Here is a 17,362-nt window from a genome sequence, read left to right as displayed (position 1 = left end):
TCTCATAACGGAAGTTCATATCCGTTTCGTTACCGCCGACCGCCTTCATCAGGCATGATGCGGTCTTCAGAAATCGGTCCACAGCATCGGAGTATAATATAAGAAGTGTGCTATTAGTTTCAACAGACTTCTTATTCCATTCCCAAATCAAAAATGACACGAAAGCGAGCCGCAGACAGTATAAATAATACGGCTGGGCGAAGCCGACAAAGTTAGTTTTGATTTAGAAATGGAATTACATCAGCCATGTCGAGCATATATCTGAACCTGATCCGTTGTTCAACAGGATGCCTCTCAACTGCGCTGGTTGTTTGTGTGAGATCGCTGCCATGGTAAGGCTGCTGAAGTATATCTGGGTGGCACCTTGTTCCCTGTTTGGGCTGGGTTGTGGCTTGTTCCTGCTGCTGATCGGGGGCTCGGTACGGCAAGTATCCGGTATTCTGGAGTTTTCGCTTGGGTCTGGTAATACGATACCTTTCTTCCCATTTTGGGCCATTACCTTTGGACATGTGGTTCTTGGCTTGAATGAGGCTGTCCTTGAGTATTCTCGAGCTCATGAACTGGAGCACGTCAGGCAGTACGAAGTATGGGGGGTGTTGTTCTTCCTTGCATATCCGGCCTCCAGCTTGTGGCAATTACTTCGGGGCAGGAATCCTTACTGGCATAACTATTTTGAAATCCAGGCCCGTCGGCGTAGTGAGCGGGCGGACCACTCGTAGCGGGTACGATGATTTTTGAAGCACTATGGTTGAAGTTGGGTAAATACCGACATTGCCGTTTTTACGAACTCTGCAGGGGTGGAGCAATCCAGCAGTGATGATGAAGGCGCTGGATCGCCACAGCCCAGAGTGGCCTCGCGAAAACGGGTGGGAGTGGTGTGACTCGTGAATGTTGCTGTCGTGGCAAGATGAAGTAATATGGGATTATCTGGAAAATAAGTCTTGCCAATATCCCGGTAAAACAAACCGAGCCAATCTGTTACAACCGCGCCCATTACCTGATTACTTTGTTTGTCACATGAAAAAGCTTTATACAGCCAATCATTTGCTGGAGGCGCATATCGTCCGGGATTTGCTGGAGAATGCCTACATTCCGACGAGGCTGTTCAATGAGTACGCACAGGGAGGAACGGGAGAGATTCCGTTTACCCATACTTACCCTGAGGTATGGGTGGTGCGCGATCTTGATTTTGAACGCGGCCGGAAAATTATTGCGGCTTATGAACAGGCTCCGCAAGTAACTGATACTGTTTCCTGTCCGCAATGCGGTGAGGAAAACCCCGGTAACTTTCAGTTATGCTGGCAATGTGGGGGTGGACTGGAAGTCATCAAAGAGAAATCCCGGTTCTCAGACAACTGAAGACAACTCCCACCAAGGCAGCATCGCTTCTCAGCTGGATAACGATCTGTTGTTTGACACTTGTTACTCGTGAGCAATGGGTTTGTCGGTAAAGAGATAGTCTTTCAGCTCCTTGTCAAATGCCGGGTCACACCGGCGTATCCATTCCAGCAGCATCGCCGCGTGTTCTTTTTCTTCATCCCGGTTGTGCGCCAGTATCGCTTTCAGTTCTTTATCCTTACAGGCATTCACTCGCTGATTGTAGAGATCGACTGCTTCTAACTCTTCACGCAGAGAAATAATTGCCCGGTGCATGTCTTGGGTTTCATCGCTCAGTTCTTGTGTGGGTTCAAAATAACCGTCATTTGCCATCAGTATCTTCCTTGTCGTTGGTGGTAACTGCCTGATCTCCGGTTTCAGCCTGGACAGGTTCAGGAGTTGGATGTTTGTCGCGTCGTGTGATTTTTCCAATCAGCACAAAAAAGAGCGGCACGAAAAATATGGCGAGGAAAGTTGCTGCCAGCATGCCGCCAAGTACAGTAGTGCCAATGGCGATACGGCTGGCAGCCCCTGCACCGGATGAAATCGCAAGCGGGAATACCCCCATGATAAAGGCCATGGAAGTCATGATGATCGGACGGAAACGAACCCGGGCTGCCTCCAGAGCGGCTTCGGTCAGTGATGCGCCTTTGGCATACAGATCACTGGCGAACTCTACGATAAGAATAGCGTTTTTGGCGGATAGTCCAATCAGGGTAATTAACCCGACCTGAAAGTAAATATCATCAGTCAGTCCACGCGCCCAGATAGCCAGCAATGCTCCCAAGATACCGAAGGGCACGGCCAGAATGACGGCAAACGGTACAGACCAGCTTTCATACAGGGCAGCCAACACCAAAAATACCATGAGCAGGGCAAAGGAAAGTATCCATATTTTTTGTCCACTGGCTGCCATTTTTTCCTGATAGGTAATTCCACTCCAGTCGATGGTGTAACCCTTGGGTGCCAGTACTTCATTGGCCACTTCCTGCAGCGCATCCAGAGCTTGCCCTGAGCTATAGCCTGGCGCTGCACTTCCCAGTACGAGTGCAGAGTTGAATCCGTTGAAATGGGTAACCGGATCCGGGCCGCTGTTGAACTCGGTTGTAACCACAGAATCAAGCGGTATCATTGTGCTGGTTGTTCCGGATTGGGCACGAACATAGATATTGCTGATATTGTCCGGGCTGGATCGATACTCAGGTGGTGCTTCAGTTTGTACCCGGTAGACACGGCCAAACTTGATAAAGTCATTCACATATAAATTGCCAAAATAAGCTTGCATCGTATCGAAAACATCGGATATGGGCACACCTAAGGCTTTGGCACGTTCGCGGTCGACATGAGCATACATCCTTGGGGCGCTGACACGGAAATTGGTACCGGCAATTCCGATAGCCGGGTGTTCCATGGCTTTGTTTACAAATGCCTGTGCTGTTTCGGCAAATTCTGAAAAGTCTCCTCCACTTGGGTCCTGCAATTGAATTGAAAAGCCACCCGTTGCGCCCAGTCCGCGGATTGAGGGTGCGTTAAAGGCGAGCACCAGTGCTTCAGGGATTTTTGCAAATTCACCAAAGGCATTGGCGATCAGGTTTTGAACCTGCTCATCGGCATTTTTGCGTGTATCCCAGTGATGCAACGGTACGAACATCGTGGCGTGATTCGGACCACGGCTGCTGAAAACAAAGTTCATGCCAGCCATTGCATCAGTTGAATGAACAGATGGAATGGACAGGAAATAACTCTCTATTTTTTCAAGAACCTTTTTGGTGCGGGAAATGGAAGCGCCGTCTGGAAGTTGTACTACCGTAATGAAATAACCCTGATCTTCTTCCGGAAGAAAACCTCCTGGTACTGTTTTGAATAAACCGATGGCAAAAAATATTACCGTTAAAAAAATGAGGATTGATAATGCCGATCTTTTTATGATTGTACCGGCCATGCTGACGTAGCGAGTCTGTGCCCAATCAAATGTGCGGTTGAAAGTTTTCCATAGTTTGTTAGGAGAATCGTGGCCGGGTTTGAGTACCAGGGCACACAAAGCAGGACTGAGTGTCAGTGCGACAAATCCGGAAATCATGACTGACAATGCAATGGTTACAGCAAATTGTTTGTACAGTTCACCAGTAATGCCTCCCAGAAATGCGACCGGTAAAAATACCGAAGCGAGTACCAGAATGATAGCAATCAGTGCTCCGAATAATTCCTGCATGGCTCTTATTGCGGCATTTTTAGGCGTGAGGCCCTCGGCTATATGGCGCTCGACGTTTTCTACCACGACAATCGCATCATCCACCACGATACCGATGGAAAGCACCATACCAAACAGGGTAAGTGTGTTTATCGAAAACCCCAGCGCTTCCATTCCCATGAATGTACCGATGAGAGAAATGGGTGCCGCGATAGCCGGGATCAGTGTGGCGCGCCAGCTTTGTAAAAAAACGAAAACAACCAGCACAACCAGCAACAAGGCCTCTGCCAGGGTTTTTACAACCTCCTGAATGGAAACCTCAATAAAGGTGGTGGTGTCGTAAGGAACATCATAGGACGCACCAGCCGGGAAATCTTTAGCAAGCTTGTCCATTTCGTTGCGGATGCGCTGTGCTGTTTCAAGTGCGTTGGCGCCAGGTGAAAGATAAGTCAGCAGAAAAGTATTGGGCCGTCCGTTCCAACGTGCCTGCAGATCATAGGATTGTGCGCCCAGCTCTACTCGTGAGACATCTTTCAGTCGTACCATGGAACCATCCGGATAAGCCCGGATGATCATTTCTTCAAATTCTTTTACCTCACTCATCCGTCCTTTAGTCATAACGGGAATGGTGAGCTCGGTTTCATTGACCATGGGTTCGCGGCCGATTCGCCCGGCAGGAAAATCCCGATTCTGCTCACGGACAGCAGCGACGATATCACTCGGTGTGAAATTGAGTTGCGCCATCCGGACGGGATCAAGAATGAGCCGCATGGAATAATTCTGACCGCCAAAGATTGAAGCATCCCCAACACCGGGAAGTCGTTTTATATTATCGAGTACTCTGAGCAGGGCATAATTCGACAGGAAAATGGTGTCGTGAGAAGGATCAGTAGAGCTCAGCGCGACGACTAGCAGTAGATCGGGTGAAGTCTTCTTGACGGTTATCCCCTGCCGGATAACTTCATCGGGCAGTTGTGGTTCGGCCAGTTTCTGCCGGTTCTGGGTTTGTACTTGTGCGATATCGATATCTGTTCCGATTTCGAACGTGAGCCTCATTGTCATGTGGCCGTCGTTTGTACTGGTGGATTCGTAATACAGAAGATTATCGATACCGGGAAGCTGTACTTCTATCGGGCGTGCAACGGCTTCCGCTACCACATCTGCACTGGCACCGGGATAATCCGCATCAATTTGTACGACAGGCGGAGTAATTTCTGGAAACTGAGCAATCGGGAGATTTTTCAGTGAAACCAGACCAACGATGACGATGATGATGGATAGTACTGATGCAAAAATCGGTCGTTCAATAAAAAAACGGGAATTCATGGCACGCCTTACGCGGTTTATACTTGAATGATTGCTTTAGGAGGTCTGGCTTTCTTCTTGCTGGTAGGGAACAGGATCTACCTGAACGCCTGGATGGATTCTGTGAATTCCTTCCACGACGATCTGTTCTCCTGCTTGCAGGCCGCTTTCAATCAGCCATTCATTGCCTTGCCATGCGCTGGCCTGTACCGGGCGGAGTTCAGCTTTTCCTTCATTGATGACATAGACGAAAGAGCCGCTTGGCTGTTGCTGCACAGCGCGCTGGGGAATCAGAATTGCTCCTGTTCTGCTGTAACCTTTGATACGAACCTTAACAAACTGGCCCGGGTAAAGGTGAGCTTCCCCGGGAGCATTTTTGCCAGCCGGGTTGGAAAATACAAATCGTCCCAGCAGCATACCAGTTTCAGGCCGTATCACGATATCTTCAAAATCCAGCAATCCTTCCTCCGGGTAGATGCTGCCATCGGAGAAAGTCATTACACCACTCAGCTGAAAAATACTTTCAGGTCTTTCAAGTTTGTGTTCAGATAGTTCGCGGCGCAGGCGCAACAAATAACTTTCTGGAATATTTACATTGACATACATCGGATCCAGCTGATCGATAGTAGTCAACAAATTAGTTTGGGCTTCGACCAGGCGTCCTTCATAAAATTGACTGCGGTTGATTCGACCTTCTACCGGCGCAGTGATGAGCGTGTTGTCCAGATCGAACTTGGCCTTGATCATCACGTTCTGTGCTGCTTCCAGTGCCGCTCTTGCACTGCGCACTTCTACCGCGGCGTCATCGACCTCTTTTTTACTGACTGCTTTTTGTTTGAGCAGTGGCTGTACCCGCGCCAGATCTTTGTTGGCCTGATCCAATCGTGCCCGTGCCTGAGTTACCAGCGCCCTGCTGTTCTTGTAGACTGCATCGAAGGGTACCGGGTCGATGAGGTACAGCTTGTCACCCTTTTTGATATTCCGGCCTTCCGTGAAGAATATTTTTTTGATGATTCCGTTTACCTGTGAGCGGATTTCAACAGGCCGGAAAGATTCAGTCTGCCCGATGAATTCCGGTTCCTCCATAATCGTGCGGGTAGTGACGGTAGTTACGTATACCTGAGGTACCGGAGGTTGTGAATCAGTAGATGATTGCATTGAGCAACCGGCCAGAAAAACAATGAGCAGCACCCCTGTTCTGATGTTTATTATGGTGCGGCCGGTCTGCATGATTGATTGACGAAGCGTTTGATACATGACGTTATTCCCGGTAATTCGGTAAGGAAAATGATCAAAAATATTTATGGTTGATGAAACCGGTTTGCCGGCAGCAGTGTGCCGGATAGATTATTCATTTCAGCCATTGTGCAGCGGGCCGGTAGATACTGGCAGGGGAGTATTGGCACCTTCGGCCAGCCAGCCACCCCCCAGTGCCTTGTAAAGCTGAACGATGGAAATCAGATGCAGACGACGAGTGGCTGTAAGAGCAGATTCAGCATCAAATAATTTGCGTTTTGCAAGCAATACATCAACGTAGCTGGTGATTCCACCCTGGTAACGCAGTTCTGCTGTTTGTAAAGCCGAAGTCAGCGCCTCTACCTGTGCTTGTTGGGCTTTGTACTGTTCATTTGCCGTCCGGATGGCAACAAGCGAATCTTCAACTTCCTTGAATGCCACCAGGATGGTCTGTTCATATTTTGCCAGCGCCTGTCTTGCCTGTGCTTCTGCAGCCCGCTGCTCAAAACCGAGAGACTGGGAATTCAGCAGTGGTGCCGCCAGCCCGAATCCACCGACACCAAATTCGCTGCCGGAATCCAACAGACTAGATAATGCCGGGCTGGACAACCCCAGAAAGCCTGTGAGTGATATTCTCGGGAATCGCGCTGCTTTAGCTGCTCCGATCCGGGCGGTGGCTGCCCTCAGTGTTTGCTCAGCCTGCAGAATATCGGGGCGTCGCTGTAACAGTTCGGAAGGCAGGCCGGCAGGTATTTCGGGTGGTATCAGCTGTTCGTTTAGTGATTGCTCCCGTAAGATTGGAGTAGGGTTTTTGCCTGTCAGCACGCTGAGTTCATTTTCTTTCTGAACGATTTGCCGCTCCAATTCGGCTACTTGAGCAGCAGCTCGGGCACGCTCAGCTTCGAATTGATCCAGATCGAGACGGGAAATCAACCCTCCCTGTAATTGTGCTCTGGAAATTGCAATGGATTCATCCCATGAGGACAGTGCATGGTGGGCTATATCCAGCTGCATATCGAACTGTAAGAGATCGAAATAGGATTGTGCAACTGAGCTTACCAGTGTCAGAACAACAGCACGACGATTTTCTTCATGTGCCAGCAAATCTGCCCGGGCAGCTTCATTTGCACGGCGGAGCCTGCCCCAGATGTCCAGCTCCCAGTTCAGGATGGTTTGCCCGAAGTAGTTGTAAGGTGTCGGAAATCCGGGACGGCTGAACCCGCCCATGGTACCAAGTGCCGGTGCGTTACCTTCGATATTTACATCAGGAATGAAATCCATATTGGAAATACGCAAGCGAGCCTGAAGTTCCTCAACACTGGCTGTCGTCTGTTTGAGATCCTTGTTTTCCTGCAGAGCTTGATCGATCAGCAATTGCAGCTTTTTATCCTTGAGCAGCTCCCACCAGGGGAGATTGGCGATGGATCGCCCTTCTGTTGGTGTCAGACGGTAATTTTGTGCAACATCGACCTGAGGACGTGAGTAATCAGGTCCCATGGCACAGGAGGTCACCAGCAGACTCGAACATAACAGTAGAAAAAGAGATTGACGGTGCTCTGGTTTCGTCGGCAGAGATGCTCGGTATCTGGAATCAGAGACTTCAGCCGGATGGGTAAATATGGATGCGATCATTGCAAATAACTGATCAGAAAATTTCAAATACCGCGACATACCACTCCTTTTTTAATCTTGGAGATATAAAGTCCAGTTTGTACCATTTATATTTTCTGCATGTACTTTGCAGTAGATTCGGGCAGTTTTGCGGACTGGGGAATGCCATGAAATCATGGTCAGTGCCTTACGTAGACCGCAAACATGCAGATAGGTTCGTGGGCAAGGTAATTCTTGCTTTTCTCCCGTAACACGACCGGGATAAAACCAGATTTTTCCTGGAATCTGGTTTTACCCTAAATCAGTCTCGATAGAATGAAGAAATTAAGCTGCGAGTGTTTTAAAATCAGAATCCGTAACCAATGTTGAACAGGTAACGGGTATCAAATTTTTCCTTGCCTGGCGCCGGTTTGCTATAATAGTCTACCTGAATTTCGTTGACAAATTGAAATCCATACCAGAGTGGTACGCGAAAACCGGTACGCGTACGAACGAAAAGATCACTGGCCGCAAGTCCTTCATGTGTATGGAAAAGCTGTACAGCTCGATTCCATATCCATTGGTCATAGCGGGTAGACCAGCGACCAGCCACATTACTTCTGTCTTTTATCCGGTTGCATGCAGCAGGATCGACTGTAAGTTTCTTTTCACACTGATAGGGGTAGTCGTAAAAATCGACGTTTACATAATCAGGGCCTGCCTCAAATGATAGATTGAGATCACCTGTTGCGAAAATCTGGTAACCGGCACCAATACCAAATGCAGATCGTAATTTAATATCCTGGAGACGGTCATTGGTAAACAAGCCGTGGGCGTATCCATACCAGACATCAGTGAAGAAATGTGCATAGTCTCCATAAAGCTGGAAATTACGAGCGTTCAGTATGGTTTCCTTTTGACCGTTTGAATCCCGCGACTTACTGTCAGCATAGTTGAACTGCCCACCGAAGGAAACGCGATCATCTCTTCCTCTGACGACGAGGTCGGTATTCAGATTATAAGACTGGCGCTGTGTATTCCCAGAAAATAGTGCACCACCCGCATTGACCTGACCGGAAAAGAATTTTTTATTGATTTCAGCAATTTCGGATAAAGGAATCGGTTCGGACTGATAGACACCTTCTTTTTTGATCTTCAACGTATTATCCGGGGAAACTTCGGTCATACCCGTCATTTCTTCCTTGTTTTTAAGGGTCAACAATACAGGTTGAGTCGTGCTGAAACTTTCGATTGCACTCCACTTGACAGATATTTTGTCTGAATATTCAGTTTTTATTTCTAGAGTATTACCGGTCTTGTTGATGATTGTTCCGGTAATTCTGTCACCATTTTTAAGCAATATTTCATCAGCTCTTGCAGCCAGCGCCAAAGAAACCAGAAGCGTAAACAGCAAAACTGACAACTTCTTTTCCATTATGTTCTCTTTAATTTTTATGGGATATGAATCTGATCGAGGTAAGTATGTGAATCGGATGGCAGGGTTCTATCGTCGAGTCGAGAGAAAAATTTTCCCGGAGATGCTGTTTTCTGAATGAAACAGGCACACCCTCCGGGGATTGTCCGGGGAAAACAGATCGTGATTCGTTAAAATGATACCTGTCTATTTTTCAGTGTTGTCCGGATTGTCTGCAGTTATTTCTGTGCTGATACTGGCTGCTTTCATACTGAGTCGCAGCCGGCCTTTTTCATCTGCTTCCAGTACTTTGACACGAACGGTCTGTCCTTCTTTGAGATGGTCAGCAACATTTTCGACCCGTTCATTGGCAATCTGGGAAATATGGAGCAATCCATCTTTCCCCGGAAGAACGCTGACAATGGCGCCAAAATCAAGCAATTTGAGAACAGTTCCTTCGTAAATCCTCCCGACTTCGACATCTGCAGTGATATCTTCGATACGTTTTCTCGCTTGTTCTCCACCTTCACTACTGATACAGGCAATCGTCACAGAACCATCATCGGAAATATCGATGGTCGTTCCTGTTTCTTCGGTCAGGGCACGAATCACTGCGCCTCCTTTACCGATGACATCGCGGATCTTTTCCGGGTTGATCTTGAATTTGATGATGCGTGGAGCATGAACCGAGATACTTTCTCTTGCAATCGGAAGAGATTGTTTCATGATTTCCAGAATATGCAGACGTCCTTCTTTTGCCTGGAGCAGAGCAACCTGCATGATTTCCTTCGTGATCCCCTGAATTTTTATATCCATTTGCAGGGCGGTGATGCCCTGTTCGGTACCTGCCACCTTGAAATCCATATCACCCAGGTGATCTTCGTCGCCGAGAATGTCGGTCAGCACGGCAAACCGGTTGCCTTCCTTGATCAATCCCATGGCGATGCCGGCTACATGTGCTTTCAGTGGAACACCTGCATCCATGAGTGAAAGACATCCACCACAGACAGATGCCATCGAGCTGGAGCCGTTTGATTCAGTCACTTCCGAGACCACGCGCATCGAATAACCGAATTCTTCCACTGGTGGTATCACTGCCAGCAGAGCACGCTTGGCCAGCCGTCCATGACCGATTTCACGCCGTTTTGGGGTTCCTACCCTTCCGGTTTCGCCCGTGGCGAAAGGAGGCATGTTGTAGTGAAGCATGAAACGTTCGGAATAATCTCCCTGGAGTGCGTCTATTTTTTGTTCATCGCGTGCTGTTCCCAGCGTGGTGATTGCAAGTGCTTGTGTTTCACCCCGTGTGAACAGCGCAGAACCGTGAGTGCGCGGCAATACACCATGGCGAATAGTGATTGGCCGAACGGTGCGGGTGCCACGACCATCGATCCGGGATTCCCCATCAAGAATACTGTTACGTACTATTCTGGCTTCAAGCGCAAAACCAATTTCTCTGACTGCCTGTTCACTGGGGCCTTCCTCTGTACCCACTTTCAACTCGGTGAATACACGCTGCCAGATCTCATTGATTGCTTCGACTCTGGCTGATTTTTGTTTCAGCCGGAATGCATTGCGCAGATCAGCTTCAGCCAGTTGGGTAACTTTTTCGACCAGTGATAAATCCTGTTCTGCCGGCTGCCAGTCCCAGGCAGTTACACCTGCTTCATCAGCCAGTTCATTGATCATGTCGATCACTTGCTGCATCTGATCATGCCCGTATGTCACAGCACCGAGCATGACATCTTCAGAAAGCTCATCGGCTTCCGATTCAACCATCAGCACCGCTTTCTGCGTGCCGGCTACCACAAGATTGAGTTGAGATTCCTTGAGCTGGGTAGTGGTCGGATTGAGAATATATTCATTATTGATATAACCCACCCGCGCTGCACCGACCGGACCATCGAAAGGGATACCCGAGAGTATCAGCGCTGCTGAGGTACCGATCATTGCAGGAATGTCAGCATCGATTTCAGTATCGGATGACAGCACCATGGCAACGACTTGTACTTCGTTATAAAAGCCATCGGGGAAAAGCGGGCGTATCGGTCGATCGATCAGCCGGGAGGTCAGTGTTTCCTTTTCGGAAGGGCGGCCTTCACGTTTGAAAAAACTTCCTGGAATACGGCCGGCAGAATAAAACTTCTCCTGGTAATCTACGGTGAGCGGGAAGAAATCCTGTCCGGGTTTGGTTTTTTTATCGCCTACTGCAGTCACCAGTACAACCGTATCATCCATGGAAACAATGACTGCACCATGTGCCTGTTTGGCAATTTCTCCAGTTTCAATGGTGAGTGTATGGCGTCCGTAGGTTATACTTTTTTTTATTGGCTTCAATTAATAATCCTTCTCTGGTCAAGTCATGCCCAAGGTAACTATAACTGCAAACTCGCATTCAGCTGCGGACAGCCGGAGTCATTCGGTTTTGCGTGAAGAGGCTCAACCGGGTATGTTGTTTTACAGCCTCGCAGTCATCTGCGATGATTGGTGGAAGGGGGTACGGTATATGCACTCCCCACAGGATATGTGTCCTATTTTCTCAAACCAAGTCGTTCGATCAGGGCGCGATAGCTGTCGTTGTTTTTTGATTTCAGATAGTCAAGCAGTTTGCGTCTGCGGCTGACCATGCGCAGCAAGCCACGACGGGAATGATGATCTTTGACATGTTGCTTGAAGTGATCGACCAGACTGTTGATTCGCGTCGTCAGAAGAGCCACCTGCACCTCTGGTGAGCCGGTATCTCCTGCTGCTCTCTGATAATCCCGCATGACCTGACTCTTTTGATCGGTTGTTACTGCCATTTACATTCTCCTGCTCGAAAATTAATCCATATATCCAACTAGCCGGCAATTTTACTCTTTAATAAAAGGCTTGCCAAATCAAATCAAGGTATTGTAACGGAGTCAGTTAATCTTTGCTGATTGCCTGATTACTCTATTCATTGAATAATTTGCATATGTGAATCAGCACGGGTGTTTTGCTCCTCCTGCCAGCTAGAAAAAGCTAGGAATTTAACCAGGTGTCGATTCAATTTGAGGCGGGTATTTTCGAGAGATCATATCCGTGGCTTGTAATTTTCAATATACTCATCCTTTATCGTTTTCAGTACCAGGGATCTGCCGGATGGATCAGGATGGATCTTTGGCATATCTGCCTGGTTAGTATGTCTCATGACTCAGATCTATTTCGATCATAACGCCACTACCAAAGTGGATGATGTAGTACTGGATAGGATGTTGCCGTATTTTCGTGAACATTATGGCAACGCATCCAGCAGTCATTCTTTTGGATTGGCGGCTCGCCGGGCAATCGATCGTGCACGTGAACAGGTGGCTCAGGCTGTGGGTGTCCAGCCTGCACAGGTTATTTTTACCAGTGGCGGTTCAGAGGCAAACAATCTGTTTATTCGGGGTGTGTCGGATAGTCTGAAACCTTCTGTGCTGGCTGTCAGTACGATCGAGCATCCTTGCATCATGCGTCCTGCACGGGGGCTGACAAGGAAAAATGGTGAAAAATGGCAACTGCATTATCTGGCGGTGGATGCCGCAGGACAGATCAAGATGAATGATGCTGCTGATGTACTTACCGCGACCAGGTCTGCCATGGTTTCAATGATGCTGGCGAATAATGAAACCGGTGTGATTCAGGAGGTTGCCCCGGTTGCTGAAGTTGCAAGAGCGCAGGGGGCCTGGATGCATACGGATGCTGTGCAGGCATTTGGTAAAATTCCGGTGAATTTTACTGAACTTGGTGTACATGCCCTGACGTTGTCTGCACACAAGATTTACGGACCCAAGGGGGCAGCAGCACTGATCATCGATCCGCGCTTGCCGATCAGGCCCCTTATCGATGGCGGGGGGCATGAGAACGGATTGCGCTCCGGCACCGAGAATGTTCCGGCCATCGTCGGATTTGGCGCTGCCTGTGAGCTCGCCATGTCGAGAATGGCAGAATCGTCAGTGAAAACAGCAGCGTTGCGTGATCGACTCGAACATGGTCTGCTGGCAATGGGCGCTACGGTATTCGGATTGAATGCCCCCCGTTTGCCCAATACCTGCTATTTTGCGTTGCCGGATATCGAGGGCGATACACTGGTGGTCCGTCTGGATAAAAAAGGATTTTCGGTGGCCAGCGGAGCAGCCTGTTCCAGCGCAACACCGGGGAAAAGTCATGTGCTGGAAGCGATGAATGTACCGCCGATCGTGGCGAGATGTGCGGTGCGCGTAAGCCTGGGGATGGATAATACGATGGCGGAGGTCGATTCTTTTCTTGCGGCAGTGAAGCATATCACTGACGAATTGAAGAATATGAGCGCGCTATTCAATGTGTGAACACAAAAAGGAAATCGTAATTGAATGACTCGGGTATGAAAATAACTGAACGAGGGGACGATTTCCCCGCCAGGGCAATCATTTTGAGTGCAGGGCAGGGCAGACGGCTGTTACCCCTGACTGAAAATACACCCAAATGCCTGTTACCGGTAGCCGGTAAACCGGTCATCGCCTGGCAGATCGATGCATTACTGGCCAACGGCATCGAGGAGATTGTGATTGTGGCCGGTTTTCAGATCGGCAAGGTAGAGGCGTTGATTGCCGAGCGCTACCATGATCGTTCAAATATCCGGGTTTTGTTCAATCCCTTTTATGAGGTGGCGGATAATCTGGCCAGTTGCTGGATTGCGCGAAACGAAATGCATACCGGTTTTCTGTTACTCAACGGAGATACATTGCTGGGAGATGATCTGTTGCCAGGTTTGTTACACACACAAACAGCGCCGATCAACCTGTGTATCGACTTCAAAGCAGAATTCGATGATGATGATATGAAAGTGCAGCTCGGTCCGCAAAATCAGGTCAGGCAGGTCAGCAAGAAGTTGTCTGCCGGGGAAATGGATGCAGAATCGATTGGCCTGATTCGTTTCAGTAAGGAAGGTGCCCGACTTTTTCGTGAAGCAGTGGAGCAGGCATTGCGTGAACCGGAAAAACTCGGATCGTGGTATCTGGCGATCATCAGTGCGCTGGCCAGGCAGGGTGTGGTAAACGGTTACTCGGTTGCCGGAAGCCGCTGGTGTGAAATCGACTTCATTCAGGATTTGCAGAAAGCAGAAAAATATTTTGCCTGCAAGGAAACGGATGCTGCAGATCAACCCCGGTCTGATCAATTGTTACGCGTACCTGGCTGATCTGGAGGAAAGACGATGAGCGTGGAGATATTCAATGGCACCATGCAGAAATTTGGTGCACCTGATACGGTCATCTGCCAGTTTCAGTACTGGAGCGTACTGTTACGCCCGGCACAGCTTACCTTGGGTGCTCTGGTCCTGGTCGCGCATGAACCGGTACAAAGTTTTTCTGCATTGAGTAGCACCAGTTTTGCAGAATTGCAGATTGTGACCGGCAAGATCGACACTGCTTTAAAAAAGGCTTTTCAGTACGACAAATTGAATTACCTGATGCTGATGATGGTCGATCCCGATGTCCATTTTCATGTCATTCCCCGTTATGCACAGGCCAGAGAATTTGCCGGCAAAACCTTTCTTGATGCCGGTTGGCCGGGCGTACCCGATTTCAGCAGAATCAATGAAACCGATAAAGAAATGAACCAGCAGATCATCGAGCATCTGATCTCCTGCTGGGAATGTTCCTGAAAAATGTATTGCCATGGCTGATAACACGACACAGGCCAATTTCCCCTTGTACGAAGCACGTGCACTGGTGCGTGATCTGATGACACCCGACCCCAGAATTTACTGGCTGGATTTTCTGTTTCATATCGTACTGGGGTGGACAGCTTTTGCTGTCGCACTTCATACATCCTGGCTTTCCATCTGGCAGATATTGTCTTATTGCGTGGCTGTGTTTGCCTTTTATCGTGCTGCAATTTTCATTCATGAGCTTGCCCATCTCGAGCGTGGAACGTTCAAATTGTTCCGGCTGGTGTGGAACCTGACTTGTGGCATTCCCTTCATGATCCCGTCTTTCACCTATGATGGTGTCCATTACGACCATCATAAACCCGGGATTTACGGCACCGACAAGGATGGAGAATATCTTCCCTTTGCCACGCAGCATCCATCAGGATTGGTAGGGTACGTGCTGCTTTCGCTCATTCTGCCGCTGCTGCTGGTAGTGCGGTTTTTATTGCTGACGCCGATTTCGTATCTGATTCCACCATTGCGGAAAATCGTTTGGGAACGAGCTTCTTCGTTGACGATCAACCCTGCTTATATTCGCCAGGCGGATGCTGTTCGTAATGATCATGATTGGCGGCTACAGGAATGGGCGGCGTTTTTATTTGCGGCAATTGTCATAAGTAGTGTAATGCTGGGAAAGTTGCCCTGGCAGGTATTGCTGCTCTGGTACGCCGTTGCCGTTGCCATTTTCATTATGAACTCATTGCGTACTCTGGCTGCGCATGCTTACCGTCATGAGGGTGATCACAGTCTTACCCTGGTCGAACAATATCTTGATTCCGTCAATATTCCCGGTAATTTTCTGACTGCATTATGGGCACCTGTAGGGCTGCGCTACCATGCCACACATCATCTTTTCATGAGCCTGCCATATCATAATCTTGGTAAGGCACACAGACGGCTTGTGCAGGAATTGGGCGGGAATGATCTGATCATGCAAACACGCCGAAATGGATTGGGGCATGCGCTGAAGCAAATCTGGCAGGAATCCGTTGCAGCGGCAGCAAATAAAAATAATACGCAGAGCTGATGTTTACCGCTTTATCTTCCTTGCTTCAGAAAGGTTGCAATCGTTTGTGAACGAAATACAGGAACCAATCCGGCTGGTATTACTTCGCCATGGGCAAAGTATCTGGAATCAGGACAGGCATTTTACGGGCTGGGGTGATATCGTACTTAGCCCGCAGGGTGAACAGGAAGCCCTGAGAGCGGGTCATCTGCTCAAGCAGGCAGGTTTTACTTTTGATGCCTGCTTTTGTTCAGAATTGCAGCGTGCCAGCGATACACTCGCTATAGTGCAGTCAGTCATGGGTTTGAATCATCTCTCGACATACCGGACCTGGCGACTGAATGAACGTCATTATGGTGCATTGGAGGGGATGCGCCCTTGGGCCGCTATCCGGAAATTCGGTATCTGGTCGACAATGAAAAGCCAGATCCGTTTTGATGCAGCGCCTCCACTACTGATGCTGGATGACCCGCGTGCACCGGTAAATCAGCCACGTTATGCGGCAGTCGATCGCACTCAACTTCCCTTGGCAGAAAGTATGCAGCAGACATTGGAGCGAGTGCGGCCGCTATGGCAGGAAACCATTCTTCCTGAAATAAGGCAGGGGAAACGTTTGCTGATCGTCTCGCACCAGAATCTTTTAAAAACGCTGGTTATGCAGCTTGAAGGGCTGACAGGCGCACAGATCATGCGCCTGTCGATTACTACCGGTCATCCGCTTTGTTATGAGCTCGATCACTCACTTGTACCGGTGAAGCGCTACTACTTGTGAGACTGGTTGAGGCGATCATTTACCGAGTGTTTCCAGAGCAGAAAAGCGATTACTTGTCGTCCCGGTTGGTTTGGCTGGTAATACCGGATAACACCCCGGTGGAAATCTTGTACAGAAGGTCTGTGGTCGTTTGTGTGAGTTTTACACCTGCCTCGAATTGCGCGCGACCGGTTGAAGCCATTTGATGGGCGAAAACAGCCAGCGTATCTTTGAGTTGCATCCCTACTGCGGTACCGTTGTGTTGTGCGTGGGACAACATATCCCGCAATGTTTCGGCAATCAGACCCTGCGCAGCAGTCGCTGTGTGCTTCAATGTATCCAGAAATACGCTTTCCAGGTCTTTGAGATCTGCCTGGGCTTTGGTCAGTTCACTATCAGAGAACTGTTTCGCCTTGCTTGCTGCTTCTTCCAGAGCCAGTTTGGAAGCCCCGGCCAGTTGAGCAAAAGCAGTATCCAGCCCGACAACTGCCTGGGTAATTTGTGACTGAGCGGCGTGAGATTGCTCGGCAGCGTGTGTCATTTTCTGCTGGGCACCTTCTTGCACACCCTTCATGACTGCAGTTGCTATCTGTTTCAGAGATTCGATATCCAACCCATTGGAATGCATCGCCTTGAGCGTAAGATTTCTGATGGCATTCTCAATATCACCACCGTGTGCAATTGCCTCCCTGACTTCTTCTGTGAGCCGGGCAACATCCTTTTCCGGCTGAGCCGTACTGTGATTGTCGTTTTGCATCAGAACCCTCCTTTTCTAGTGTTAATACAGGCAAATATAGTGT

17 protein-coding genes are annotated in these 17,362 nt (G+C 48.9%); 8 read left to right on the top strand and 9 right to left on the bottom strand.

Translation table 11 applies throughout. The features are described from left to right. Positions 1-329: 329 nt before the first annotated feature. A complete protein-coding gene (locus tag HRU73_RS10145; protein ID WP_287398608.1) occupies positions 330-719 on the top strand; it encodes a signal peptide prediction in 390 nt (129 codons plus the stop codon). 23 nt (positions 720-742) lie between these two features. Here the strand turns inward: HRU73_RS10145 and HRU73_RS10140 are convergent, their stop codons facing one another. Then, positions 743-994 (bottom strand): hypothetical protein, encoded by a 252-nt coding sequence (locus HRU73_RS10140; protein ID WP_281871230.1) that lies wholly within the window; start codon positions 992-994, stop codon positions 743-745. Between the two features lie 23 nt (positions 995-1,017). On the opposite strand from HRU73_RS10140, the gene HRU73_RS10135 reads away from it, so the two are divergent. Further along, complete coding sequence (locus tag HRU73_RS10135) at positions 1,018-1,359, top strand: putative signal transducing protein (protein WP_281871229.1); 342 nt, start codon at positions 1,018-1,020, stop codon at positions 1,357-1,359. 63 nt (positions 1,360-1,422) lie between these two features. On the opposite strand, the gene HRU73_RS10130 is transcribed toward HRU73_RS10135, so the two are convergent. From HRU73_RS10130 to HRU73_RS10110, 5 genes are all read right to left on the bottom strand, one after another. Beyond that, positions 1,423-1,710, bottom strand: a complete 288-nt coding sequence (locus tag HRU73_RS10130) for an encapsulin-associated ferritin-like protein (RefSeq protein WP_287398607.1) — start codon at positions 1,708-1,710, stop codon at positions 1,423-1,425. After that, complete coding sequence (locus HRU73_RS10125; RefSeq protein WP_287398606.1) at positions 1,700-4,894, bottom strand: multidrug efflux RND transporter permease subunit; 3,195 nt, start codon at positions 4,892-4,894, stop codon at positions 1,700-1,702. Before HRU73_RS10125 ends, HRU73_RS10130 begins: the two co-directional genes overlap by 11 nt. A 36-nt stretch (positions 4,895-4,930) precedes the next feature. Continuing rightward, positions 4,931-6,031, bottom strand: coding sequence for an efflux RND transporter periplasmic adaptor subunit (locus tag HRU73_RS10120; protein ID WP_287398604.1), 1,101 nt, complete (start codon positions 6,029-6,031; stop codon positions 4,931-4,933). A 198-nt stretch (positions 6,032-6,229) separates the two neighbouring features. After that, entirely contained in the window at positions 6,230-7,741 is a 1,512-nt protein-coding gene (locus HRU73_RS10115) for an efflux transporter outer membrane subunit (RefSeq protein ID WP_287398603.1), read from the bottom strand. A gap of 325 nt (positions 7,742-8,066) precedes the next feature. Beyond that, positions 8,067-8,885, bottom strand: coding sequence for a DUF481 domain-containing protein (locus tag HRU73_RS10110; RefSeq protein ID WP_158297452.1), 819 nt, complete (start codon positions 8,883-8,885; stop codon positions 8,067-8,069). Positions 8,886-8,934: 49 nt separating this feature from the next. Here HRU73_RS10110 and HRU73_RS10105 point away from each other — a divergent pair, with 49 nt between their 5' ends. Continuing rightward, a complete protein-coding gene (locus tag HRU73_RS10105) occupies positions 8,935-9,255 on the top strand; it encodes a hypothetical protein (RefSeq protein WP_158297453.1) in 321 nt (106 codons plus the stop codon). Positions 9,256-9,320: 65 nt separating this feature from the next. On the opposite strand, the gene pnp is transcribed toward HRU73_RS10105, so the two are convergent. Both pnp and rpsO read right to left on the bottom strand, forming a co-directional pair. Next, positions 9,321-11,447 carry a polyribonucleotide nucleotidyltransferase gene (gene pnp, locus HRU73_RS10100; RefSeq protein WP_287398601.1) on the bottom strand — a complete coding sequence of 709 codons (2,127 nt, stop codon included), beginning with the start codon at positions 11,445-11,447 and terminating at the stop codon, positions 9,321-9,323. Positions 11,448-11,641: 194 nt separating this feature from the next. Beyond that, positions 11,642-11,911 (bottom strand): 30S ribosomal protein S15, encoded by a 270-nt coding sequence (gene rpsO / locus HRU73_RS10095; RefSeq protein WP_011110818.1) that lies wholly within the window; start codon positions 11,909-11,911, stop codon positions 11,642-11,644. 369 nt (positions 11,912-12,280) lie between these two features. On the opposite strand from rpsO, the gene HRU73_RS10090 reads away from it, so the two are divergent. From HRU73_RS10090 to HRU73_RS10070, 5 genes are read left to right on the top strand one after another with little or no spacing between them, the layout of a single operon-like run. Then, positions 12,281-13,441, top strand: a complete 1,161-nt coding sequence (locus HRU73_RS10090; protein ID WP_287398600.1) for a cysteine desulfurase family protein — start codon at positions 12,281-12,283, stop codon at positions 13,439-13,441. Between the two features lie 35 nt (positions 13,442-13,476). Next, entirely contained in the window at positions 13,477-14,292 is an 816-nt protein-coding gene (locus tag HRU73_RS10085) for a phosphocholine cytidylyltransferase family protein (RefSeq protein ID WP_011110820.1), read from the top strand. A gap of 15 nt (positions 14,293-14,307) precedes the next feature. Then, positions 14,308-14,757, top strand: a complete 450-nt coding sequence (locus tag HRU73_RS10080) for an HIT family protein (RefSeq protein WP_011110821.1) — start codon at positions 14,308-14,310, stop codon at positions 14,755-14,757. A gap of 13 nt (positions 14,758-14,770) precedes the next feature. After that, positions 14,771-15,832, top strand: coding sequence for a fatty acid desaturase family protein (locus tag HRU73_RS10075; protein ID WP_287398599.1), 1,062 nt, complete (start codon positions 14,771-14,773; stop codon positions 15,830-15,832). 46 nt (positions 15,833-15,878) lie between these two features. Then, on the top strand, positions 15,879-16,583 hold the full coding sequence (locus tag HRU73_RS10070; RefSeq protein ID WP_276678706.1) for a 2,3-bisphosphoglycerate-dependent phosphoglycerate mutase: 705 nt from the start codon (positions 15,879-15,881) through the stop codon (positions 16,581-16,583). A gap of 49 nt (positions 16,584-16,632) precedes the next feature. Here the strand turns inward: HRU73_RS10070 and HRU73_RS10065 are convergent, their stop codons facing one another. After that, positions 16,633-17,319 (bottom strand): DUF6781 family protein, encoded by a 687-nt coding sequence (locus HRU73_RS10065; RefSeq protein WP_287398597.1) that lies wholly within the window; start codon positions 17,317-17,319, stop codon positions 16,633-16,635. Positions 17,320-17,362 lie beyond the last annotated feature (43 nt).

This window comes from Nitrosomonas sp. H1_AOB3, assembly GCF_015709435.1.
Classification (GTDB): Bacteria; Pseudomonadota; Gammaproteobacteria; order Burkholderiales; family Nitrosomonadaceae; genus Nitrosomonas; species Nitrosomonas europaea.
Note: the sequence above shows the minus strand (reverse complement) of the source record. Positions and strands in the feature narration are given on the sequence as shown.